Consider the following 24,005-nt stretch of genomic DNA (forward strand, 5'->3'; position numbering starts at 1 on the left):
CACCTATAGGCACCAAGTTTTATGGCCCAGTTTTTCAAGCCCCAAAAGAAATCCACCCAGCCCCAACGCATTGAATTTACGGTAGACAGCCTGGATCACCACTGCGTCGGGATCGGCCGCCATCAGGGCAAGGCGATCTTCATCGAAGGGGCGCTGCCCGGTGAGCAGGTCAAGGCCCGCATCCTTGAAGACAAGAAGCAGTATGCCCACGCCGCCCTGCAACAGGTGGTGACCCCGGCGGCCAATCGTATCGCCCCCTTCTGCAGCCACTACCGCGAGTGCGGCGGCTGCAGTGCCCAGCACCTGGCCGAAGCAGATCAGCGCGCCGCCAAGGAGGCTGGCCTGGTCAGCCTGTTCGAGCGGCTTGGCAACATCCAGCCTCCGGCGCTCGAGCCCGTGCTGGGCGGAGAGTCCCGCGCCTATCGCCGGGTCTGCCGGCTGGCCATCAAGTTCGACAAGAACGGCCGCTGCACCCGGGTGGGCTTTCGTCGTCGCCAGTCCAATGATCTGGTGGAGATCGGCGGTTGTCCGGTGCTGGCCGAGCCGCTCTCCGTGCTGATCAGCCCGCTGCGTGAGTGTCTCAACCGCCTCAAGAGCCAGCGCGAGCTGGGCCATGCGGAACTCATTCAGGCCGAGCAGGGCATCCTGATGCTGCTGCGCCATACCGGCCGGCCGACCGAGGCTGATCGGGCGCAACTGATCGAGTTTGCCAAGACGCAGGGGATCGACCTCTATCTGCAGGCGGCCGACGAGCAGATTGAGCCGCTGCACCAGCAGTTTGCGCCCTCCTACTCGCTGGATGGCCTGTCTCTTGCATTCGCTCCCGGTGACTTCATTCAGGTCAACGCGCCGGTCAACCAGCGCATGGTGGAGCAGGCGCTCTGCTGGCTGGAGGCGGGCAAGGATGACAAGGTGCTCGATCTGTTCTGCGGCATCGGCAACTTCACCCTGCCGCTGGCCCGTCAGGCCCGCGAAGTGGTGGGGGTAGAAGGGGAGCTGGCTATGGTGGCGCGCGCCGAAGAGAACGCCCGTCGCAACGGCATCAGCAATGCCCGTTTCTACAAGGCGGACTTGAGCGGCGACATCGCCGGCATGTCCTGGGCACGGGAAGGCTTCGATCTGGTGCTGCTGGATCCTGCCCGCCCGGGTGCGTTCGAGGTGATGGAGCACGTCGTGAAACTTTCACCCAGACGGGTGGTCTACGTTTCCTGTAATCCGGTCACCCTGGCGCGCGACAGCCAGGTGCTGGTGAAAGGGGGCTACCGGCTGGTGCGCCTCGGCATGCTCGACATGTTCCCCCACACCGGCCATCTGGAGTCCATGGCGCTGTTCGAGCGCAAGTAACGGGCGCTGCGGGGCAGATGAAACGCTATGGCCAAACGCCAGGTTGCGTGGCATTTGCCCGGTCCATAACGCTGTCTGGGCGGCCATGATTGGGGTAATCTAGACCCTCGTAAATCGGCAGGGGCTGGCGGAGAACTCTATTGTCTTTCTTGACAATATGCCTTGAAAAAATCTCCGCATATCCCCATTTGAGGCATTCTCATGAGGGGGAGGGGGCGACAGCCTTCGGCCCAATAATTTAAAGGATTGATACCATGGTTGCGGTTCGCGATATTCATTTGAAAGACAACTTCACCCTGGAGGAGTGGGTCAGCTCGCTCACCCTGAGTGACAGTGACAAAGATCAGCTGCGAACCGTCTACCAGTACTGTCTGACGCTCGGTGACGAAGCGCTCACCAACCGCCTGCTGGTCCGCGGGGTCGAGATGGTGGGCATCCTGCTGATGCTCAGCATGGATCTCGGCACCCTCAAGGCCGCCATCATCTACCCCTTCGTCGAAGCCGGTCTCATCAGCCAGGAGCGGATGGACGAGGACTTCGGCCCCAAGATCGCCAAGCTGGTGGAAGGGGTGCTGGAGATGGAGGCCATCCGCTCCCTGCAGACCCTGCACCGCAGCGAAACTTCGCCGGAACAGGTCGACAACGTGCGCCGCATGCTGCTCGCCATGGTCGAGGATGTGCGCGCCGTGGTGATCAAGCTGGCGGAGCGGATAGCCTGCCTGCGGGAAGCGAAGAAGGCGGATGAAGAGACCCGGGTGCTGATGGCCCAGGAGATCACCAACATCTACGCCCCGCTGGCCAACCGGCTCGGCATCGGTCAGCTCAAGTGGGAGCTCGAAGATCTCGCCTTCCGCTACCTGCACCCGGATACCTACAAGCAGATCGCCAAGCAGCTCGACGAGAAGCGGCTCGATCGGGAGCGCTACATCCGCGAGTTCGTGCAGTCCCTGCGCGATGCCCTGAAAGAGGCGGGGGTCGAGGCCGAGGTCTACGGCCGGCCGAAACACATCTACAGCATCTGGCGCAAGATGCAGAAGAAGCACCTCGAATTCAACGAACTGTTCGACGTGCGGGCGGTGCGGGTGGTGACCAAGCGGCTGCAGGATTGCTATGCGGCGCTCGGCATCGTTCATACCCACTTCCACCACATCCCCCGTGAGTTTGACGACTATGTCGCCAACCCCAAACCCAACGGCTACCAGTCCATCCACACAGTCGTGGTGGGGCCCGAGGGCAAGACGGTGGAGATCCAGATCCGTACCGACCAGATGCACCAGGATGCCGAGCTCGGCGTGGCGGCGCACTGGCGCTACAAGGAAGGGGCGCAGGCCGGCGGCAAGGCCAACACCTTCGAAGACAAGATCGAGTGGCTGCGCAAGCTGCTCGCCTGGCAGGAAGATCTCTCCGAGAGCGGCTCCCTGCTCGAAGATCTGCGCAGTCAGGTGTTCGAGGACAGGGTCTACGTCTTCACCCCGAAAGGGGATGTGATCGATCTGCCGGCGGGCGCCACCCCGCTCGACTTTGCCTATCACGTGCACAGCATGATCGGCCACCGCTGCATCGGCGCCAAGATTGACGGCCGCATCGTGCCGTTCACCTATGCGCTGCAGACCGGCGATCAGGTGGAGGTGATCACCCAGAAGGAGCCGAACCCGAGCCGCGACTGGATGAACCCCAACTCCGGCTTCCTGCGCTCCAGCCGGGCGCGGGCCAAGGTGGCCACCTGGTTCAGAAAGCTGGATCGGGACAAGAACATCGCCGCCGGCAAGGAGTTGCTGGAGAAGGAGCTGGACAGGCACAACCTGACCCTCTCCAAGGTGGACAAGGTGGTGCTGGAGCGCTTCCATGCCGACGAGCTGGAAGATCTGCTGGCCGGCATCGGCAGTGGCGACATCCGCATCAACCAGCTGCTGAACTACCTGGACACCCGCTACAACAAGCCGACGGCGGAAGAGGAAGATCGCCGCCTGCTGGAGAAGCTGGAGCAGAAGGCCAACGTGCCGTTCCGGCCCAAGCCCAAGGATCACATCGTAGTGGAAGGGGTCGGCAACTTGATGACCCATATCGCCCGTTGCTGCCAGCCCATTCCGGGGGACGGTATTCAGGGTTTCATCACCATGGGGCGCGGCGTCTCCATCCACCGGGAGGATTGCGAGCAGCTCAAAGAGCTCTCCCGTCGCAACCCGGAGCGGCTGATCGACGCGGTATGGGGGGAGAACTACTCCGGCGGCTACGGCCTCACCATCCGCATCCTCTCCAACGACCGCTCCGGCCTGCTGCGCGACATCACCACCGTGCTGGCCAACGAGAAGATCAACGTGATGGGGGTGCGTTCGCGCTCCAACGTGCGCGAGCAGACCGCCGAGATCGACATGGAGTTGGAGATTTACAACATCAACGCCTTCAACCGGGCGTTGGCCAAGCTCAGTCAGCTCAACGATGTGATCAGCGCCAAGCGCCTCTGATTGTCATCAACAACCAATTCGTGACCGACCGCCAGGTCGGTCACTGTTTTCCCCCTGCGTTACGAATCAAGAAGCGAATATCCCATGTCCCAACGTTACGACCTGCCTCAACTGCTCGACATCATGGCCAGATTGCGCGACCCGAACGGGGGTTGCCCCTGGGATCTGAAGCAGAGCTTCCAGACCATAGTGCCGCACACCCTGGAGGAGGCCTACGAGGTGGCCGATGCCATCGAAACCCAGGATTGGGACGGATTAAAGGGTGAACTGGGCGATCTGCTGTTCCAGGTGGTGTTCTACGCGCAGCTCGGCAAGGAACAGGGGCTGTTCGATTTCGCCGATATCGTCGATACGGTGAGCGAGAAGCTGATCCGCCGCCATCCCCATGTTTTCTCCGATGCCGACCTTGGCGACGAGCAGGCGGTGAAGGTGAACTGGGAGGCGGAAAAAGCCAGAGAGCGGGCCGCGCTCGACAAGGAGAGCGTGCTGGACGATATCCCGCTCTCGCTGCCGGCCCTGACCCGCGCCGCCAAAATTCAGAAACGCTGCGCCACCGTCGGCTTCGATTGGAAGACCCTGGGCCCGGTGGTGGACAAGATCCACGAGGAGATCGACGAGGTGATGGAAGAGGCGCTGATGGCCGACGTGGACGAGGAACGGGTGAGCGATGAGCTCGGCGATCTCTTGTTCGCCACCGTCAATCTGGTGCGCCATCTGGGAAAGGATCCGGAGCAGGTATTGCGGGGCGCCAACGCCAAGTTCGAACGCCGGTTTCGTCAGGTTGAGCAGTTTATCGCCGCAGAAGGGCTGAAAGTGAGCGACTGTTCGCTGGAAAAGCTCGATGCCGCCTGGGACAGAGCCAAGGAAACCGAACAAAGTTGATTTGGCGCAAGATGGGGGCGCCGGGAGCCTGATAGATTTTTGTTCATTGTTTGGGAGAGGGGGTTTTGGTATACTGTTTCCCCGTCCTGCTTCATCCCCGAAGCACCCCTTAAAATTCCCTAAACTTCTTTCAGGTTCAGCATGACGACAAAATATATTTTTGTAACTGGTGGCGTTGTTTCATCCCTCGGCAAAGGCATTGCCGCAGCTTCTCTGGCAGCCATTCTGGAAGCCCGTGGTCTGGATGTGACCATCATGAAACTGGACCCCTATATCAACGTGGATCCGGGCACCATGAGCCCGACCCAGCACGGTGAAGTGTTCGTAACCGAGGACGGGGCCGAGACCGATCTGGACTTGGGCCACTACGAGCGTTTCATCCGCACCAAGATGACCCGTCGCAACAACTTCACTACCGGCCGCATCTATGCCGACGTGCTGCGCAAAGAGCGCCGTGGTGACTATCTGGGCGCCACCATTCAGGTGATCCCGCACATCACCAACGCCATCAAGGAGCGGGTGATTGCCGGTGCCGAAGGCCATCAGGTTGCCATCGTCGAAGTGGGCGGTACCGTGGGCGACATCGAGTCCCTGCCGTTCCTCGAGGCCATTCGTCAGCTGGCTGCCGAAGTGGGCCGCAACAATGCCATGTTCATGCACCTGACGCTGGTTCCTTACCTGGCTGCTGCTGGTGAAGTGAAGACCAAGCCGACCCAGCACTCCGTCAAAGAGCTGCTCTCCATCGGTATCCAGCCAGACGTGCTGATCTGCCGCTCCGACCGTGCCATTCCGGCCGTTGAGCGCGCCAAGATCGCCCTGTTCTGCAACGTGCCGGAACGCGCCGTCATCTCCATGAAAGACGTCGACTCCATCTACAAGATCCCGGCACTGCTCAAGTCCCAGAATCTGGACTCCTACTTCACCGAGCGTTTCGGTCTGGAGTGCAAGGAGGCCGATCTGGCCGAGTGGGAACAGGTCATCTATGAAGAGGCCAACCCGACCGCAGAAGTGACCATCGGCATGGTCGGCAAGTACGTATCCCTGCCGGATGCCTACAAGTCCGTCAACGAGGCGCTCAAGCACGGTGGCCTGAAGACCCGTCTGTCCGTCAACATCAAGTACATCGATTCCCAGGATATCGAGACCCGTGGCGCCGAGCTGCTGGAAGGTCTGGACGCGATCCTGGTACCGGGTGGCTTCGGTGAGCGCGGCGTGGAAGGCAAAATTCAGGCGGCCCAATATGCTCGCGAGAACAAGATCCCCTACCTGGGTATCTGCCTCGGCATGCAGGTAGCCATGATCGAATTCGCCCGCAACGTGGCGGGCATGGAAGGGGCTCACTCTTCCGAGTTCAAGAAGGATTGTGCCTATCCGGTGGTGGGTCTTATCACCGAGTGGGTGGATGACGAAGGCAACGTCGAGACCCGTACCGAGAAGTCCGATCTGGGCGGTACCATGCGTCTGGGTTCCCAGCTCTGCCACCTGGTCGAAGGTTCCAAGGTGCGCCAGATGTACGGCAGCCCGACCATTTACGAGCGCCACCGTCACCGTTATGAAGTGAACAACAAGTTGCTGCCGCAGATTGAAGCAGCAGGTCTGAAAGTGACCGGTCTCTCTGCCGACAAGAAGTTGGTGGAAATTATCGAGATCCCGGATCACCCTTGGTTCGTGGCCGCGCAGTTCCACCCGGAGTTCACCTCGACTCCCCGTGATGGCCACGCCCTGTTCGCCGGTTTTGTGAAGGCGGCAGGCGAGTATCAGAAGCGTAATCTGAAGTAATTGAAAATAAATGCGGTTGGGGCCCTGTGCCGCAGCCGCTTTTTTTGGCATATTTTTGTTGTTTTTTTACGAAACCTGAGGAAATACACATGTCCAAGATCGTTAAAGTGATCGGTCGTGAAATCATCGACTCCCGTGGTAACCCGACCGTTGAGGCCGAAGTTCACCTGGAAGGTGGTTTTGTTGGTATGGCAGCCGCTCCGTCTGGCGCGTCCACCGGTTCCCGCGAAGCGCTGGAACTGCGTGACGGCGACAAGAGCCGTTTCCTGGGTAAAGGCGTGCTGAAAGCCCTCGAAGCCGTAAACGGCCCGATCGCTCAAGCTCTGCTGGGTAAAGATGCCAAGGATCAGGCCACTGTCGACCAGATCATGATCGACCTCGACGGTACCGAGAACAAATCCAAGTTCGGCGCCAACGCCATCCTGGCTGTTTCCCTGGCTAACGCCAAAGCTGCCGCTGCTGCCAAAGGCATGCCGCTGTACGCCCACATCGCCGAGCTGAACGGCACCCCGGGTGTCTACTCCATGCCGCTGCCGATGATGAACATCATCAACGGTGGTGAGCACGCCGACAACAACGTCGACATCCAGGAGTTCATGATCCAGCCGGTTGGCGCCAAGACCCTGAAAGAAGCTGTGCGCATGGGCGCTGAAGTGTTCCACAACCTGGCCAAGGTGCTGAAGTCCAAGGGCTACAACACTGCCGTTGGTGACGAAGGTGGTTTCGCTCCGAACCTGAAATCCAACGCCGAAGCGCTGGAAGTGATCGCCGAAGCCGTTGCCGCTGCCGGTTACAAACTGGGCACCGACATCACCCTGGCCATGGACTGCGCTGCTTCCGAGTTCTACGACGCAGAGAAGAAAGAGTACAACCTGAAAGGCGAAGGTCGCATCTTCACCTCCAACGGTTTCTCCGACTTCCTGGCTGACCTGACCACCAAGTTCCCGATCGTTTCCATCGAAGATGGCCTGGACGAATCTGACTGGGAAGGTTTTGCCTACCAGACTGCTGAACTGGGCAAGAAAATCCAGATCGTGGGTGACGACCTGTTCGTAACCAACACCAAGATCCTGAAGCGCGGTATCGACAACGGCATCGCCAACTCCATCCTGATCAAGTTCAACCAGATCGGTTCCCTGACCGAAACCCTGGCTGCCATCAAGATGGCCAAAGACGCTGGCTACACTGCCGTCATCTCCCACCGCTCCGGTGAGACCGAAGACGCGACCATCGCCGACCTGGCCGTTGGTACCGCTGCTGGCCAGATCAAGACCGGTTCCATGAGCCGTTCTGACCGTGTTGCCAAGTACAACCAGCTGATCCGTATCGAAGAAGCGCTGGGTGCCAAGGCTCCGTTCCGTGGTCTGAAAGAAGTGAAGAACCAGGCTTAATTTTCGCCTGCTTCCACGCTGTGCAAAGCCCCGCCAATCGGCGGGGCTTTTTTGTTTCTGCCGCCGCCACGGCGGGTTTCTGCATTTTTTATTCCGGCCCAACCCATCCGGGGCACAGGCTTTCTTTTGTCTTGCCTGCGAATATGGGAAACTAGGCCGCTTGAAGGAGACTCAGTGCATGCGGCTACTCACTCTTATCCTGCTTCTCCTGTTGGGGGGGCTTCAATATGACCTCTGGCTGGGGAAGAACGGCCTGTCTGACTATCATGAGCTGTCCGATGCCATCACCCGGCAGCAGCAGGACAATCTGGTACTCAAGGATCGCAACAACCTGATTTATCGCGAGATCGACGATCTGACCTCGGGCCTGGAAGCCATTGAGGAGCTGTCACGCAACGATCTTGGCTACATCAAGCAGGGCGAGACCTTCTATCGGATCATCCCCAAGGACAAAGACAAGGGTTCCAGCTCCGGAGACGCAGCCTACGATGACTGATCTCCGCCCCGGGCTGACCGCCATCGTCCCGGCCGCGGGCATCGGCAGCCGAATGGGGGCCGAGTGCCCCAAACAGTATCTGCAGTTGGCGGGTCGAACCATTCTGGAACATACCCTGACCCGGCTGCTCTCCCATCCAGCCATCGCTCAGGTGATCGTGGCACTGGCTCCCCATGACCGTTGGTTCGACACCCTGGCCGTGGCCGCCGATCCGAGGATCCTGCGAGTGGAAGGGGGCGCCGAGCGGGCCTTTTCCGTTCTCAATGCGTTGCATGTGGCCGCAGGGGAGTGGGTACTGGTGCACGACGCCGCCCGCCCCTGTCTGACCCACGGCGATCTCGATGCCCTGATTGCCACCGCCATGGCCTGTGATGGTGCCATCCTCGGCAGCCGGGTGCGCGACACCATGAAGCGCTCCGACGGAGCGGGCAACATCCTCGCCACCGTCGATCGCGAGCAGCTCTGGCATGCCCTGACCCCCCAGATGTTTCCCACCCGTCCTCTGCTGCGGGCACTGGAAGAGGGGCTGGCGCTGGGGGCCACCATCACCGACGAGGCCTCCGCCATGGAGCGTGCCGGTTTCACGGTGCGGATGGTGGAAGGACGAGCCGACAATATCAAGGTGACCCGGCCGGAGGATCTCTCTCTGGCGGGGCTCTATTTGCAGCAACAGAACGCGCGCCAGCCGGCGCAACCCGATTCACCCACAGAGGAGCTGGCATGATCCGGATTGGACATGGTTTTGATGTACACAAGTTTGGTGGGGTTGGCCCCTGCATGCTGGGCGGGGTGGCGGTGCCGTATGAGCAGGGCCTGCTGGCTCACTCCGATGGTGACGTGGTGCTGCACGCGGTGAGCGATGCGCTGCTCGGCGCCATCGGGGCCGGCGATATCGGCCGTCACTTTCCCGATACTGCGGCCGAGTTCAAGGGGATCGACAGCCGCATCCTGCTGCGAGACGTGTTTGCACGGGTGCAGCAGTCGGGCTATGCCATCGGCAACCTGGATGTGACCATCATTGCCCAGGCACCCAAGATGGCGCCGCATATCGAAGCCATGTGCGCCGTGCTGGCCGCCGATCTGCAATGTGATTTGAACCGGGTGAACGTCAAGGCGACCACCACCGAACAGCTGGGATTCACGGGGCGCAAGGAAGGGATCGCCACCGAAGCCGTCGTCTTACTGGTGAAACAATAATGCTGGAACAACTTGCCTATCTGCACGGGGCGCCCACCGCCCGTGGCATTCTCAAGGCGCAAGCCGCCGATTTCGTGGTCAATGAAGATCTCGGGTTTGAACCCTGCGGCGAGGGGGAGCACATCTTCGTCAGGGTGCGTAAAACCGGGGAAAATACCGCCTGGGTGGCTGGCCTGCTGGCCGATGCAGCCGGGGTCAACCGCAATGCGGTGACCTGGGCCGGGCTGAAAGACCGCCACGCGGTGACCGAACAGTGGTTCGGCATTCATCTGCCGGGCAAGGCGGAACCTGATCTCTCCGTCATCGAGAGCGACAGCATCCAGATCTTGCAGGTGAAGCGCCACAACAAGAAGCTGCGGGTCGGCTATCTCAAGGGCAACCACTTCACCCTGCGCCTCACCGGGCTGGAGCAGGCCGACGGTCTGGAATCCCGCCTGCAGGCCATCGCGGAGCAGGGGGTGCCCAACTATTACGGCGAGCAGCGTTTCGGCCGGGGCGGCAACAACCTGGAGGCGGCCAAGGCGATGTTCGCCGGCAAGCGGATCAAGGATCGCAACAAGCGCTCCCTCTATCTCTCCGCTGCTCGCAGCATGCTGTTCAATGCCATCGTCAGTGCCCGCATCGAGCAGGGACTGGCCCATCAGCTGCTGGCCGGCGACTGTGTGATGCTCAAGGGCAGCCACTCCATCTTCAGCGAAGAGGGCGTGACCCCTGAGCTGGCGGCGCGTCTGGCCTCCGGCGACGTACAGCTCACCGCGCCCCAGTGGGGCCGTGGCCGGTTGGCCAGCCAGGGTGCCGCCGCCGAGTTCGAGCAAAGCGTGCTGGCCCCCTATCACGATTGGTGTGACGGCCTGGAAAAAGCCGGGCTGGACCAGGACCGCCGCCCGCTGCTGCTCAAGCCGCAAGCCATGAGCTGGCAGCTGGAGGGGGCCGTGTTGACCCTGTCGTTCTTCCTGCCGGCCGGGGCGTTTGCCACCAGCGTGGTGCGCGAGTTAATGCAGGCCGAAGAGGCCGATCATGGTTTCAGGAATCAGTCCGATGAGAATTCTGGTCAGTAATGATGACGGTGTGCATGCGGAGGGCATAAGAGCCCTCAGCGAGGCGCTGGCTGCCTGTGGCGAGGTCATCGTGGTGGCGCCGGATCGCAATCGCAGCGGGGCGAGTCATTCCCTGACGCTGGAAGTGCCGCTGCGGGTCACCCGCATCGCCGAAACCGGATATCATGCGGTGAAGGGAACGCCGACCGACTGCGTGCACCTGGCGGTCAACGAGCTGGTACGCCCGGAGCCTGACATGGTGGTAGCCGGCATCAACCACGGCGCCAATCTGGGGGATGACGTCATCTACTCGGGCACGGTGGCGGCGGCAACCGAGGGACGCCACCTCGGCTTCCCCTCGCTGGCCATCTCGCTGGTAGGCAAGACCCATTTCGCCACGGCGGCCCACTACGCCGCCCAGCTGGTGAGGGGCATGATGGTGCACCCGCTGCCCGCCGATCAGATCCTCAACGTCAATGTGCCGGACCTGCCCCTCGACCAGATCAAGGGGATCAGGGTGACACGCCTTGGCAACCGCCACCGGGCGGAGTCGGTCATATGCAGCGAGGATCCCCGTGGCCAGCCCATCTACTGGATTGGCCCGCCCGGCAGCCAGCAAGATGCGGGCGAAGGTACGGATTTTGCCGCCATCGAGCAGGGCTACGTCTCGATCACCCCCCTGACCATCGATATGACTGCCTACAGCAGTCTGGCGGGGCTGGGGGCTTGGTTGGACCTGCAGGGATGAAGGTGTGATAGTACAGCGCCTGTTAAACCAGCTGATCGCGCAGGACATTCGCGATTTCCGCGTACTCGCGGCGATTGCCAAGGTGCCGCGCCAGCTGTTCGTGGATGAAGCCATGGCCCACAAGGCCTGGGACAATACGGCGTTGCCCATCGGCCACGGTCAGACCATCTCGCAACCCTACATGGTGGCGCGGATGACCGAGCTGCTGATCCAGAACGATCCGGCCCATGTGCTGGAGATCGGCACTGGCTCGGGTTATCAGACGGCGGTGCTGGCTCATCTGGTGGAGCACGTCTACACGGTGGAGCGGATCAAGTCTCTGCAGTTCCAGGCCCGGCGCCGGCTGCGTCAGCTCGATCTGCACAATGTTTCCGCCAAGCACGGCAATGGTTGGCTGGGCTGGCCCAACAAGGGGCCCTTCGACGCCATTCTGGTGACGGCTGCCGCCAGCGAGGTGCCGACGGCCCTCACTGACCAGCTGGCCGACGGTGGCCGGCTGGTGTTGCCGGTGGGGGACAGCCAGCAGACCCTGCAGCTGATCGAGCGGTCGGGCTCCCAGCTGACCAGCCGGATCCTGGAGCCGGTCCGTTTCGTCCCCCTGATTGACGGAGATGTCGAGTGAAGTTGTTTTCCCGCCTCTATGTGCTGGTGATGCAGTGGGCTCGCCACAAGTATGCCCCCTGGTATCTGGCGATCACCGCCTTCATCGAGTCGGTGTTCTGGCCCATTCCGGTGGACGTGATGTTGGCCCCCATGGCGCTGGCCAGACCGCACAAGGCCTGGCACTACGCCGCACTGGCGACCCTGTTCTCGGTGCTGGGCGCGCTGTTCGGCTATCTGCTCGGTTATGCCCTGTGGGAGCCGGTGGTCCAGCCGCTGGTGGTCTCGGTGGGCTATGAAGACAAGATTGCCCTGGCCCGGCAATGGTTCGAGCAGTGGGGCATCTGGGTGATTTTTATTGCCAGTTTCACGCCGCTCCCCTACAAGGTGTTTACCGTGACGGCCGGCCTGTTGCAAATGGCACTGCTGCCCTTCATCGTGACCTCGCTGATCGGGCGTGGCATGCGCTTTTTCCTGGTGGCAGGTCTGATGCGCTGGGGTGGCGAGAAGATGGAGCGCAAGCTGATGCACTATGTGGATGTGCTGGGTTGGCTCTGTATTGGTTTGGCCGTTGTGGCCTATTTCTGGTTTAGTCGTTAAAGGATCCACTATGCGTTCGCGTGTTTGGCAAGGAAGCAGTGTCGTCGTGTTGTCATGGCTGCTGCTCGCTTGCTCTTCCAGTAAGACTGCTGCTCCGGTACAAGGATTGGGCAATGATGGTCTCGTCTCTACCATTCCGGCTCGCCAGATAGCGGCCCAGCCCGCCATTCAGGGCAACAGCTACACGGTGAAAAAAGGGGACACCCTCTACTCCATCGCCTTCAATTCGGGCAATGACGTGCCCTCGCTGGCCAGTCTCAACGGCATCAGCCCCCCCTACAACATCTATCCGGGTCAACAGATCCGGCTCGATGCCTCCGGCAGCACCATGGCCGTTGCGCGCAGTGCAGGCACCTATCAGGTCCGTCCTGGGGACACGCTGAGCAGCATTGGCCGCCAGTTTGGCATGTCGAATCAGACTCTGGCACAAAGCAACAATCTGCAGGCGCCCTTTGCCCTGCAGGTCGGGCAGGTGCTGAATGTGCAGTCCGCCAGCAGCGGCAGTGGCCAGATGGTGGCGGCGACCCGCCCGGTGGTGACCCAGAGCTCCGGCCCCAAACCCCTGGCGCCAGCGCCCTCAGGTACGACCACTCCATTTATCAAACAGAAAACGATTGCTCAGCCATCTTCAAAAGAATACGCTCAGGTAAAAGAACAAAAATCAGACAATTCCTACAGCAAGCTATCTTGGCACTGGCCTACCAAGGGTCGGATCGTCGAAGGTTTCTCTGTTGCAGAACAGGGTAACAAGGGCATAGATATCGCTGGTCAGAAGGGGCAACCCATCTACGCGGCGAGCGGCGGCAAGGTCGTCTATGCCGGTAGCGCGTTGAGGGGTTATGGCAAGCTGATCATTCTCAAACATGATGATGACTACCTTTCTGCTTACGCCCACAACGACGAGTTGCGAGTGAAGGAAGGGGACAGCGTCAAAGGCGGATCAGTCATTGCCAACATGGGTAGCACGGACGCGCCGGATGTGCGATTGCACTTTGAAATCCGGTACAGAGGCAAGTCGATTAACCCGATGAGCCATTTGCCAAAGCGTTAGACCCAGAGAGTTAAGTCTTACTCTGGTGCCGGTCAGGGAGACACGCCATGAGCCAAGAACAACTGGTTATGCAGGATGCAGAGTTAGAGTTCGACGAAGAGCTGGAGACCCACGAAGAGGAAGAAGTTCAGGAAGTCGCGGCCGAGGCCGAAGAGACGATTTCCGATGAACTGATGGCACCTGAACTGAACAAGGTGATGGACGCCACCCAGCTCTATCTCGGGGAGATTGGCTTCTCCCCGCTGCTCACCGCCGAAGAAGAAGTCTATTACGCCCGTCGTGCCTTGCGAGGTGACAAAGCCGCCCGCAAGCGCATGATCGAGTCCAATTTGCGACTGGTGGTCAAGATCGCCCGTCGCTACAACAATCGCGGCCTGGTGCTGCTCGATCTTATCGAAGAGGGCAACCTCGGTCTCATCCGCGCAGTCGAGAAATTCGATCCCGAGCGTGGCTTCCGCTTCTCTACCTATGCCACCTGGTGGATCCGTCAGACCATAGAGCGGGCCATCATGAATCAGACCCGTACCATTCGTCTGCCCATTCATGTGGTCAAAGAACTGAACGTCTATCTGCGCACCGCCCGCGAACTCTCCCATCGGCTCGATCATGAACCGACGGCGGAAGATATCGCTTTCGCGCTGGATCGCTCGGTAGATGATGTGAATCGCATGCTCAAGCTCAACGAGAAGATCACCTCGGTCGATACCCCTATCGGTGGCGATCGCGACAAGGCGCTGCTGGATGTGCTCTCCGACGAGCGCGGCATGGGCCCTGAGCTGGAGTCCCAGGATGACGACATGCGCGCCAGCATAGTGCACTGGCTGGAGGAGCTGAACCCCAAGCAGCGCGAGGTGCTGGCCCGTCGCTTCGGTCTGCTCGGCTATGAGCCGGCGACTCTGGAAGACGTGGGCGCCGAGATTGGACTGACCCGCGAGCGGGTTCGCCAGATCCAGGTAGAAGGGCTGCGCCGCTTGCGGGAGATCCTGCTGGGGCAGGGACTCTCCATCGAGGCGCTGTTCCGTACCAACTAATGGCTGTGAGAGCGAAGATCCTTACCAAGCAAAACAAAAAGGGGCCGAAGGCCCCTTTTTCATGCTGACTGGATCCGCTGGATCAAACCGGATCCAGGGTATCCAGCGGCCAGCGTGGCACGGCCTTGACTGCCAGTGGCTCGAACACCCCGGCTTTCAGGCGCTGCATGCCGGCATAGGCGATCATGGCGCCATTGTCGGTGCAATATTCGGTGCGCGGGTAGAACACTTCCCCCTTGAGGCTCTCCATCAGCTCGGCCAGCTGGGCGCGCAGATGACGGTTGGCGCTGACGCCGCCGGCCACCACCAGGCGATTGAGGCCGGTCTCCTTCAAGGCGCGGCGACACTTGATGGCCAGGGTGTCGACTACCGCGTCTTCAAACGCTCGGGCGATATCGGCGCGGGTCTGTTCATCATCACCGTTGGCGGCGATGGTGTTGGCGGCGAAGGTCTTGAGGCCGGAGAAGCTCATGTCGAGCCCGGGGCGGTCGGTCATGGGACGCGGGAAGGTGAAGCGCCCGGTGGTCCCCTTCTCCGCCAGCCGAGAGAGCAGCGGACCGCCTGGGTAATCCAGTCCCATCAGCTTGGCCGTCTTGTCGAAGGCTTCGCCTGCAGCATCATCGATCGACTCGCCCAGCAGCTGATAGCTGCCGATGCCATCGACCCGTACCAGCATGGAGTGACCGCCGGAAACCAGAAGCGCCACGAAGGGAAACTCGGGGGCTCGTTCTTCCAGCATGGGCGCCAGCAGGTGGCCTTCCATGTGGTGCACGGCAATGGCCGGTTTGTTCCAGGCCATCGCCAGCGAGCGGCCTATGGTAGCCCCCACCAGAATGGCGCCAACCAGGCCTGGACCTGCGGTGTAGGCGATGCCGTCGATGTCGTCCTTGCCCAGTCCCGCCTCTCGCAACGCGGCCTGGATCAAGGGGATCGTCTTGCGGACGTGATCCCGGCTGGCCAGCTCGGGAACGACGCCGCCGTAGTCCGCATGCAGCTTGACCTGGCTATACAACTGGTGGGAAAGGATCCCTTTTTGATCGTCGAAGATCGCGATCCCGGTTTCGTCACAGGATGTCTCTATGCCCAATACACGCATTGCTAAAAAATTTCACTGCTAAAATGAGACGGCTATGGTAACCTTCGCGGGTTTTTTAAACCAGAGCGATCTCTGCGGGTTTACTTTCATTCCCTGTCCAGAGTATAATTTCGCACCATTTTAAGACATGCTGATCGATTGAAGGTCAGCTAACAATTTATCACTGAGGTGAAAGGCACATGCCAGTAATCAAAGTCCGTGAAAATGAGCCGTTTGACGTTGCTCTGCGTCGCTTCAAGCGTTCTTGCGAAAAAGCCGGTATCCTGTCCGAAGTTCGTAGCCGTGAGTTCTACGAGAAGCCGACTACCATTCGCAAGCGTGCCAAAGCGTCTGCCGTTAAGCGTCACGCCAAGAAGCTGTCCCGCGAAAACGCACGTCGTATCCGCCTGTACTAATCAAGGGTTCATGCCGTGTCGCTGAAGGATCAACTCAAGGATCAACAAAAACTCGCCATGCTTGCCAAAGACAAGGCTCGCTTGGGAGCGATCCGTTTGTTGATGGCTGAAATCAAGCAACGTGAAGTTGATACCCGTGTCGAGCTCAATGATCAGGATATCCTCGCTGTGGTGACCAAAATGGTCAAACAGCGTCGTGATTCCATCAGTCAATTCGAAGCTGCCGGTCGCCAGGATCTTGCCGACAAAGAGTCCGCAGAGATCGTTGTGTTGCAGGAGTTCCTGCCGCAACAGCTGACCGCAGCCGAAATTGCCGCACTGATTGAGCAAGCCATCGCTGAAAGTGGTGCTGCCGTCATGGCTGACATGGGCAAAGTCATGGCTGTCTTGAAGCCGAAAATTCAGGGGCGTGCCGATGTCGGCGCCGTCAGTGCTCAGGTGAAAACCCGCTTGGCGTAACAGACAACTCTCTTGTTTGGTCAAAGAAGCCGTGCTTCCCTGGGAATGCGCGGCTTTTTTATTTTCTATGCAATGAAACAGGACGGTTATGGCAGGCAGGATCCCACAATCCTTCATCGATGATCTGCTCGTACGCACCGATATCGTCGAGTTGATCGACTCGCGGGTGCGGCTGAAGAAAGCCGGTAAGAACTACCAGGCTTGCTGCCCTTTTCATAACGAAAAAAGCCCCTCTTTTACTGTCAGTCAGGAGAAGCAGTTCTATCACTGCTTCGGTTGCGGCGCTCACGGCAATGCCATCGGCTTTGTCATGGAGTATGACGGGCTCGAATTTCCCGATGCCATTGAAGAGCTTGCCAGCCTGCATGGCATGCAGGTTCCCCGTGAGCAGACTGCAGGTGGGATGAGCAGCAGTCAACCTGCGGTCAGCAAGGATCTGTTCGAGCTGATGAACCAGATCGCCCGCTTCTACGAGAGCAATCTCAAGAGCGCGCCGCAGGCGGTGGAATACCTGAAGGGGCGCGGTCTGACCGGTGAAGTGGTCAAGCGCTTCAACATCGGGTATGCCTCTGCCGATTGGGATCAGGTGCGTCGGCGCTTTGGCGCCAGCCGGGAGCACGAGCAGTTGCTCATCTCGGGCGGCATGCTGATCACTCGTGACAGCGGTCCCGGCAGCTATGATCGCTTTCGCGATCGCATCATGTTTCCGATCCGTGACAAGCGTGGCCGGGTCATCGGTTTCGGTGGCCGGGTACTGGGGGAGGGGACGCCAAAGTATCTGAACTCGCCGGAAACACCCATCTTCCACAAGGGACGGGAGTTGTTCGGCCTTTACGAGGTCAAGCAGGCACACAAGGATCCGCGCCGGATCCTGGTGGTGGAAGGCTATATGGATGTGGTGGCGCTCGGCCAGTACGACATCGATTATGCGGTGGCGGCGCTGGGTACCGCGACCACCAGCGACCATATCCATACCCTGTTTCGCACCACGGCCGAGGTCGTTTGCTGCTACGACGGCGACAACGCTGGTCGGGAAGCGGCTTGGCGGGCGCTGGACAACGCACTCTCCCATCTGCAGGATGGGCGTGAACTCAAGTTCGTGTTTTTGCCGGATGGTGAGGATCCCGACTCGCTGGTGCGCCAGATCGGCAAGGAGGGATTCGAAGCTCTGCTTGACCAGGCCCAGCCCTTCGCCGATTTCATGTTTGAGCGCCTCGGACGCGATGCGGCACTTTCCGGTGAGGCTGGCAAGTTCGAAGTGGCCAACAAGGCCGCCGAGCTGATCCGGCGAGTCCCGGAAGGGTTCACGCGCGAGGGATTGATCACCCGCCTTTCCAGCATGATGCGCTGGGGCGAGAACAAGCAGCGGATCGCCGAACTGTTTGCCCGCAACAGTCAGCCGAAGGCCGAGCTCAACAAACCCAAGGCAGCCAAGTTGACGCCGCTGCGCCGGGCGCTGGCACTGATGGTGCAGTATCCGGCGATCACGGCCGAGTTGCCGGCCATGCCTGAACTGGCTGGACTGCGCCTGCAGGGCATCAGGTTCTTGCTGCAGTTGCATCAACAGATCCTGACTCAGCCCGGGGTCACGACGGGCATCCTGCTGGAGCACTGGCGTGGCACCAAAGAGGGAGAGATCCTGGCGCAACTGGCAATGCACGATCTGTTTGAAGAGGTAAAACTCGACCAGGAGCCGGATATTCTGGGAGAATTGCAGGATACTTTCGTCGGTTTCATCAACCTGTTCCTGAAGCAGCGTATCGAGGAATTGCAGGCCAAGGTGGCGCAGGAAGGGCTAAGCTCTGAGGAAACTCAGGAGCTGATGATGCTGATCAGAGAGGTGCAAATTGAGAAAAGAAATGAGAGTGGGGCTTGATATTTGAGTGATTAACCCCAATATGAATACCGTTGCCCGAATCGACGGGATTAAAAGCAAACATTTTATAACCGCCTGGCCCCGACAATACTGCGGGCAGGGGTTTCTCATGACCGACGCCGCAACCAGACATAGCATGTCTGGCGGTTTTCTATTAGAATTGGCTATTTGCGCAGCAGCGCACTGTACGCGCAACCTAGCAACACCAACCGGATGAGTTCTATGGAGCAAACCCCGCAGTCTCAGCTTAAACTCCTCGTTGCCAAAGGTAAAGAACAGGGCTACCTGACCTATGCCGAGGTGAACGATCACCTCCCGCAAGACATTGTCGACTCTGACCAGATCGAAGACATCATCCAGATGATCAACGACATGGGCATCCAAGTGGTGGAAAACGCCCCGGATGCCGATGACCTTATCATGGCTGAAGGTGGTACCGCCGATGAGGACGCTGCCGAAGCAGCGGCCCAGGCACTGGCATCTGTTGAATCCGAGATTGGTCGTACGACCGATCCCGTCCGCATGTACATGCGGGAAATGGGTACCGTCGAACTGTTGACTCGCGAAGGCGAAATCGACATCGCCAAGCGCATCGAAGACGGTATCAACCAGGTACAAAGCTCCGTCGCCGAGTACCCGGAAGCGATTACCTATCTGCTTGAGCAATACGACAAATACGAAGCGGAACAGCTGCGTCTGTCCGACATCATTTCCGGCTTCATCGATCCCAACGAGACCGATGACGTCGCCCCGACCGCTACTCATATCGGCTCCGAGCTCAGCGAAGAAGATCTGGCTGACGAAGATGAAGACGAAGATGAAGACGAAGACGGTGATGGCGATGACTCCGATGATGATGGCGACGGTGGTCCGGATCCGGAAGTCGCTCGCGAGAAGTTCGGTGATCTGCGCGCCCAGTACGAAGTAACTCGTCTCTCCATTCAGCAGAATGGTCGTGCGCACGAAGATACTCAGGCTGCGATTGCCCAGCTGGCCGATGTATTCCGTCAATTCCGCCTGATGCCCAAGCAGTTCGATCGCCTGGTCAACAACATGCGCGAGATGATGGAGCGAGTCCGCGTGCAGGAACGCATCATCATGAAACTCTGCGTTGAGCAGGCCAAGATGCCGAAGAAGACCTTCGTCGCGGCCTTCACCAACAACGAGTGCGAAACTGCCTGGTTTGAATACCAGAAGCAGGCCGGCAAGGCCTGGTCACCGCGTCTGGTCGAGATGGACGAAGATGTGCTGCGCGCCATCGGCAAGCTTCAGCAGATCGAGGAAGAGACCGGTCTGTCCATCGCCCAGATCAAGGACATCAACCGTCGCATGAGCATCGGTGAGGCCAAGGCCCGCCGCGCCAAGAAAGAGATGGTCGAGGCCAACTTGCGTCTGGTTATCTCCATCGCCAAGAAGTACACCAACCGTGGCCTGCAGTTCCTGGATCTGATCCAGGAGGGCAACATCGGTCTGATGAAGGCGGTAGACAAGTTTGAATACCGTCGTGGCTACAAGTTCTCGACCTATGCGACCTGGTGGATCCGTCAGGCCATTACCCGCTCCATCGCGGATCAGGCCCGTACCATCCGTATCCCGGTACACATGATTGAGACCATCAACAAGCTCAACCGTATCTCCCGTCAGATGCTGCAGGAGATGGGTCGTGAACCGAACCCGGAAGAGCTGGCCATGCGCATGGGCATGCCGGAAGACAAGATCCGCAAGGTATTGAAGATCGCCAAAGAGCCCATCTCCATGGAGACGCCCATCGGTGATGATGAAGATTCCCACTTGGGCGACTTCATCGAAGATACCACCCTGGCTCTGCCAGCGGATGCGGCCACCAGCGAGAGCCTGCGCAACGCCACCCGCGAAGTGCTGGCCGGCCTGACCGCCCGTGAGGCCAAGGTACTGCGCATGCGCTTCGGTATCGACATGAACACTGACCACACCCTCGAGGAAGTGGGCAAGCAGTTCGACGTTACCCGTGAGCGTATTCGTCAGATCGAAGCCAAGGCGCTGCGCAAGCTGCGCCACCCGAGCCGCTCCGAAGTACTGCGCAGCTTCCTGGACGAGTAATCCCGGGCGGGTCTACCCGTGACCGCTGCCAAAAAGCCCCGCCATGCGGGGCTTTGTTTTATCCGTGGTGACGGCGGCGTGAAGATGAGTCACGGAACCGCTTGAATATGGATGAAATCTCGCCAAGTGATTGATATGCCTATGGACGGGGTATCCGCCATCCCCTATAATCCACGCCGCAAACCAGTATCAATGGCCCCTTAGCTCAGTTGGTCAGAGCAGTCGACTCATAATCGATTGGTCGTGGGTTCAAGTCCCCCAGGGGCCACCATTTTCAGACAAAGCCGCTCTCTTGAGCGGCTTTGTCGTTTCTGCCGTTCACCGGCGCCGGCCCTTAGAGATGAGCTCCATAGTGCGGCCTATAACGCAGTACGAACAGCCAGAACTGGGCAAGGTTTCGCACCGTGAGGCATCGCAGAGCCTCGCTGTGGCGGCCCTCTTAACGAGGAAGGGATAGCCTGATCCTCTCGCCCGAGCCTGCCGGGCAGGCTGGTCATGTGATCATGCAGACCGGCTTGTGTGCGGTGGGCTGCTCGCGCCTTTTTTCGGCGTTGAGGGGGGGCATGGTTTGAAATGAGCCAGGACATGGCGCCAGAGCATCAGCCTACCGAAAGGCTGGAAGCAGTGGCATGGCGCCATAAAAAAGGCCTCCCGCCGATGGTGGGAGGCCTGGGACAGTACTCTGGGTCTGGTGACCGAGCGTATTGAGCCTTACTGGGCGTTCAGGCTGTAGGCCAGGGTCTGGTCGTTGAAGCGCACCACATAGACACCGACCACGGCCGTGGTGATGTCGGCGCCGGCCAGCTCGGCGACACCGTCCCTGTTGGTGTCGCCGTAGTTCTGGGTCCAGTCGCCCTTGACGTCGAACTTGAAGCGCTGAGCGCCGTTGCCATCGCCGCTACCGGTGAAGGTGACTCTGGCCTGCCAGAGGTGATCGCCTACCAGAGACATGGGGGTGGAGCCCCAGTTGTTGGTGGTGCCGCGAATGTTGAGGCTGGCGAAGTTCTTCGCGTAGCCGACGCTGACCGGGGTCAGGCTGTATTGCAGGGTCTGATCGTTGAAGCGTACCCGATACTGGCCGGTGACCGAGGTCAGGATGTCACTGCCGGCCAGTTCGGCCACCCCATCCTTGTTGGTGTCGCCATAGTTCTTGCTCCAGTCCCCCTTGACGTCGAACTTGAAGCGCTGGTTTGCCTGACCATCGAAGGTGACGAGAGCCTCCCACTGATTGTCGGCGACCAGCGTCATGGCAAGGGATCCCCAGGCATTGGGAGTGCCGCGGAAATTCAGGATGGGCAGCACGCTGGCGTAGGTGCCGTTGTCGTCGGTGACGGTCACGGTAGCGCTGGCACTGGCGGTCAACCCTTCTGCATCGGTCACGGTGACCGTCACGGTATGGGTACCCGAGGTATCGAACCGGACTGTCTCGGTGGCGGCGGTGCCGCCGCTGGACCAGCTGTAGCTCACCACGCCCCCGTCGTCGCGGGAGGCGGAGGCATCGAACACCACGCTCTCACCCGCCTTGACGCTGAGGGTCTTGGGAGAGAGGGCGGCGACCGGCGCCTGGTTGCTGGTGAGGGGGGTGACCGTGTAATGCAGATCGCTTTCGTTCAGGGTGATGCGGTAGCTGCCCGCCCCGCTGACCAGAATGTCCTTGCTGCTGCCCTTGTCGGCGATGCCATCCCCTTCGTTGTCGCCGTAGTTCTCGGACCAGTTGCCGAAGACGTCGAACTTGAAGCGCTGGGCGCCGGTGGCGTCACCGTTGCCGGTCAGGGTGAGGGTGGCTGACCAGACACGGTTGGCATCGACGGTCATGGGGGTATTGCCCCAGGCGTTGTGGGTACCGCGCAGGTTCATGCTGCTGAACTTGGTGCCCGGCAGGGCGGAACCACCGCAGGGGCTGGCCTTGGTACAACCGGCGATGATGGCGGCCGCCTTCATGCCGGGCACGTTCAGGCTGGCCTTGCCACTGCCGTCGACGGTGACATAGCCGCCGCTGCAGTAGTCATTGCCGCCCAAGAGGTTGCAGTACTCGCCAGCCGGCAGACCGGTCTGCAGCGAGGCCACCAGGCTGCCGCTCTCGTTGTTGATGGCGACGAAGCCCTTGTCACCGCGGCCGAAGGCGATCTGGTTGTTGCCGTTGTCCCACCAGTTGTTGACCGGCTGGCCTTCGGTCCGGTTGTGGAACAGGGCCATGTTCATGATGGTCGGCCGGCGCTGTTCGCAGTTCCACTGGCTGTCCGAGCAAGGTGTGCTGCCCGGTGCCCCCTTGTCGGTTTCATAGGTGCTCATGTTTTCGAAGCGATAGCCCGACATCACCTGCTTCCAGCCATAGGGCCAGGCCATCATGAAGGTGTTGGCCAGATCGTAGCGAGCACCGCTCATGAAGGTGAGCATGCCACCCCCGCCGTGGCCGCGTTCGCGGTCGTGGTTGACCACGAAGACGAAGGCCTTGTTGGAGGGGAGCAGGCCCCAGCTCTCGCCCAGCGTCTTGAGGTTCTTGATCTGGCCGTTGAAGTTGGCGGCGAGATCGGTGCCGTATTTGAAATCGGTGACGGTATCGATGTAGGTGTAGCGCCCGGGCTGGATGTCGGGAGACTCCCCGCCTGCGCCGATCACCTCCAGGTAGGCCCTGGGGCTGCCCGCCTTGTCGAGGATGGCCTTCACATCGGTCGGGGCCATGTGCTTGGCCGCATCGATACGAAAGCCCGCCACGCCCCAGCCGAGCAGGGTCTTCATGTAGGTGGCGATCTGATCCTGCACGTAGGGAGAGCCGGTATTGAGGTCCGGCATGCCGTAGAGGGCGCCGTTCCAGACGTTGTTGCTGTCACCGTAGTTGGTGATGTCGCCGCTGTGGTGGAAGTCGTTGTAGCCGAACTGGGGATACTGGTACTGCCCCGCGTTGTAGCTGCCGCCACCGGTGGCGGTGCCTGAGCCCGATGCCAGCTGGTTGAAGACGGCGTCGGCATAGACCTTGACCCCGGCTGCGTTGCAGCGGGCGATCATGCTTCTGAGTTCCGCCTCGCTACCGCCGAAACTGTTGAAATTCTTGAAGCTGACGGGTTGATAGACGGTCCACCAGACCTGGCTGCCTTGCTTGTGCTCGGCCGGTGGGGTGATCTGGACGCCCCCGAACCCCTTGGGTCCGAGCACGGTTTCGCACTCGTTGGCGATGTCGTTGAACTTCCATTGGAACAGGTGAACCATGACCCCTTCGGCGGTGGCAGTGTGGCTGAAAGAGCCGAGTGCCGCCGTCAGCAGGGCGGTTCGAAGCAGTGTGCTGTGCATGACGATTTTCCCTTCGATCTTGTTATTGACATATCACTGTCGTGTAGTCGAACGGACAACGAACAACCTCGTTCAGCTCAGTAGCATTCATGAAATTGAAGTGGTTGAAAATCGAACAGCCTGAATTAATTAAGAAATGTGAATGAAAATGCTTTCATGGCTCCTAGCGATGCAAGTGGCGAAAGAGAGGG

At 60.0% G+C, this 24,005-nt stretch carries 20 protein-coding genes and 1 tRNA gene; 19 read left to right on the top strand and 2 right to left on the bottom strand.

Annotated features, from left to right (window positions below; translation table 11 throughout):
- Window positions 1–21: 21 nt before the first annotated feature.
- From rlmD to rpoS, 14 genes are all read left to right on the top strand, one after another.
- The gene (rlmD, locus tag PG899_RS11860) at window positions 22–1,344 is read left to right on the top strand and encodes a 23S rRNA (uracil(1939)-C(5))-methyltransferase RlmD (protein WP_077096101.1); all 1,323 of its coding nucleotides are present in this window, start codon (window positions 22–24) and stop codon (window positions 1,342–1,344) included.
- Window positions 1,345–1,598: 254 nt separating this feature from the next.
- Window positions 1,599–3,809, top strand: coding sequence for a GTP diphosphokinase (gene relA / locus PG899_RS11865; protein ID WP_016349532.1), 2,211 nt, complete (start codon window positions 1,599–1,601; stop codon window positions 3,807–3,809).
- An 84-nt stretch (window positions 3,810–3,893) separates the two neighbouring features.
- Complete coding sequence (gene mazG / locus PG899_RS11870) at window positions 3,894–4,691, top strand: nucleoside triphosphate pyrophosphohydrolase (protein WP_077096099.1); 798 nt, start codon at window positions 3,894–3,896, stop codon at window positions 4,689–4,691.
- A 141-nt stretch (window positions 4,692–4,832) separates the two neighbouring features.
- Window positions 4,833–6,470, top strand: coding sequence for a glutamine hydrolyzing CTP synthase (gene pyrG, locus PG899_RS11875; RefSeq protein WP_017410643.1), 1,638 nt, complete (start codon window positions 4,833–4,835; stop codon window positions 6,468–6,470).
- A gap of 89 nt (window positions 6,471–6,559) precedes the next feature.
- Entirely contained in the window at window positions 6,560–7,861 is a 1,302-nt protein-coding gene (gene eno / locus PG899_RS11880; RefSeq protein WP_017410642.1) for a phosphopyruvate hydratase, read from the top strand.
- Window positions 7,862–8,039: 178 nt separating this feature from the next.
- Window positions 8,040–8,357: a cell division protein FtsB gene (ftsB, locus tag PG899_RS11885; protein ID WP_011704770.1), complete on the top strand. Its 318-nt coding sequence runs from the start codon at window positions 8,040–8,042 to the stop codon at window positions 8,355–8,357.
- Window positions 8,350–9,081 (top strand): 2-C-methyl-D-erythritol 4-phosphate cytidylyltransferase, encoded by a 732-nt coding sequence (gene ispD, locus PG899_RS11890; protein WP_024946177.1) that lies wholly within the window; start codon window positions 8,350–8,352, stop codon window positions 9,079–9,081. Before ftsB ends, ispD begins: the two co-directional genes overlap by 8 nt.
- Complete coding sequence (ispF, locus tag PG899_RS11895; RefSeq protein ID WP_016349536.1) at window positions 9,078–9,554, top strand: 2-C-methyl-D-erythritol 2,4-cyclodiphosphate synthase; 477 nt, start codon at window positions 9,078–9,080, stop codon at window positions 9,552–9,554. Before ispD ends, ispF begins: the two co-directional genes overlap by 4 nt.
- A complete protein-coding gene (gene truD / locus PG899_RS11900) occupies window positions 9,554–10,612 on the top strand; it encodes a tRNA pseudouridine(13) synthase TruD (RefSeq protein WP_077096098.1) in 1,059 nt (352 codons plus the stop codon). Before ispF ends, truD begins: the two co-directional genes overlap by 1 nt.
- Window positions 10,593–11,339, top strand: coding sequence for a 5'/3'-nucleotidase SurE (gene surE / locus PG899_RS11905; RefSeq protein WP_029305164.1), 747 nt, complete (start codon window positions 10,593–10,595; stop codon window positions 11,337–11,339). The genes truD and surE overlap by 20 nt, the downstream gene beginning before the upstream one ends.
- A 4-nt stretch (window positions 11,340–11,343) precedes the next feature.
- Window positions 11,344–11,961, top strand: a complete 618-nt coding sequence (locus tag PG899_RS11910; RefSeq protein ID WP_011704775.1) for a protein-L-isoaspartate(D-aspartate) O-methyltransferase — start codon at window positions 11,344–11,346, stop codon at window positions 11,959–11,961.
- On the top strand, window positions 11,958–12,539 hold the full coding sequence (locus PG899_RS11915) for a YqaA family protein (protein ID WP_179101395.1): 582 nt from the start codon (window positions 11,958–11,960) through the stop codon (window positions 12,537–12,539). The genes PG899_RS11910 and PG899_RS11915 overlap by 4 nt, the downstream gene beginning before the upstream one ends.
- A 10-nt stretch (window positions 12,540–12,549) precedes the next feature.
- A complete protein-coding gene (locus PG899_RS11920; RefSeq protein WP_081398591.1) occupies window positions 12,550–13,590 on the top strand; it encodes a peptidoglycan DD-metalloendopeptidase family protein in 1,041 nt (346 codons plus the stop codon).
- A gap of 47 nt (window positions 13,591–13,637) precedes the next feature.
- Window positions 13,638–14,621 (top strand): RNA polymerase sigma factor RpoS, encoded by a 984-nt coding sequence (gene rpoS, locus PG899_RS11925; protein ID WP_011704778.1) that lies wholly within the window; start codon window positions 13,638–13,640, stop codon window positions 14,619–14,621.
- Between the two features lie 82 nt (window positions 14,622–14,703).
- On the opposite strand, the gene tsaD is transcribed toward rpoS, so the two are convergent.
- The gene (gene tsaD / locus PG899_RS11930) at window positions 14,704–15,717 is read right to left on the bottom strand and encodes a tRNA (adenosine(37)-N6)-threonylcarbamoyltransferase complex transferase subunit TsaD (RefSeq protein WP_024946180.1); all 1,014 of its coding nucleotides are present in this window, start codon (window positions 15,715–15,717) and stop codon (window positions 14,704–14,706) included.
- 179 nt (window positions 15,718–15,896) lie between these two features.
- Between tsaD and rpsU the strand changes: the two genes are divergently transcribed.
- The 5 genes from rpsU to PG899_RS11955 all read left to right on the top strand — a co-directional run bounded on the left by rpsU (window position 15,897) and on the right by PG899_RS11955 (window position 20,797).
- The gene (rpsU, locus tag PG899_RS11935) at window positions 15,897–16,112 is read left to right on the top strand and encodes a 30S ribosomal protein S21 (RefSeq protein WP_005309452.1); all 216 of its coding nucleotides are present in this window, start codon (window positions 15,897–15,899) and stop codon (window positions 16,110–16,112) included.
- Window positions 16,113–16,127: 15 nt separating this feature from the next.
- Window positions 16,128–16,571 carry a GatB/YqeY domain-containing protein gene (locus PG899_RS11940; RefSeq protein WP_016349543.1) on the top strand — a complete coding sequence of 148 codons (444 nt, stop codon included), beginning with the start codon at window positions 16,128–16,130 and terminating at the stop codon, window positions 16,569–16,571.
- An 88-nt stretch (window positions 16,572–16,659) separates the two neighbouring features.
- Complete coding sequence (gene dnaG / locus PG899_RS11945) at window positions 16,660–18,447, top strand: DNA primase (RefSeq protein ID WP_077096096.1); 1,788 nt, start codon at window positions 16,660–16,662, stop codon at window positions 18,445–18,447.
- 183 nt (window positions 18,448–18,630) lie between these two features.
- Window positions 18,631–20,526: an RNA polymerase sigma factor RpoD gene (gene rpoD / locus PG899_RS11950; RefSeq protein ID WP_263642045.1), complete on the top strand. Its 1,896-nt coding sequence runs from the start codon at window positions 18,631–18,633 to the stop codon at window positions 20,524–20,526.
- 194 nt (window positions 20,527–20,720) lie between these two features.
- Window positions 20,721–20,797 (top strand) — tRNA-Ile (locus PG899_RS11955).
- Between the two features lie 440 nt (window positions 20,798–21,237).
- Here the strand turns inward: PG899_RS11955 and PG899_RS11960 are convergent.
- Window positions 21,238–23,814 carry an alpha amylase C-terminal domain-containing protein gene (locus tag PG899_RS11960; RefSeq protein ID WP_077097493.1) on the bottom strand — a complete coding sequence of 859 codons (2,577 nt, stop codon included), beginning with the start codon at window positions 23,812–23,814 and terminating at the stop codon, window positions 21,238–21,240.
- Window positions 23,815–24,005 lie beyond the last annotated feature (191 nt).

Origin of the sequence: Aeromonas sp. QDB39, from assembly GCF_027707585.1 — a bacterium.
GTDB classification, from domain to species: Bacteria; Pseudomonadota; Gammaproteobacteria; order Enterobacterales; family Aeromonadaceae; genus Aeromonas; species Aeromonas hydrophila.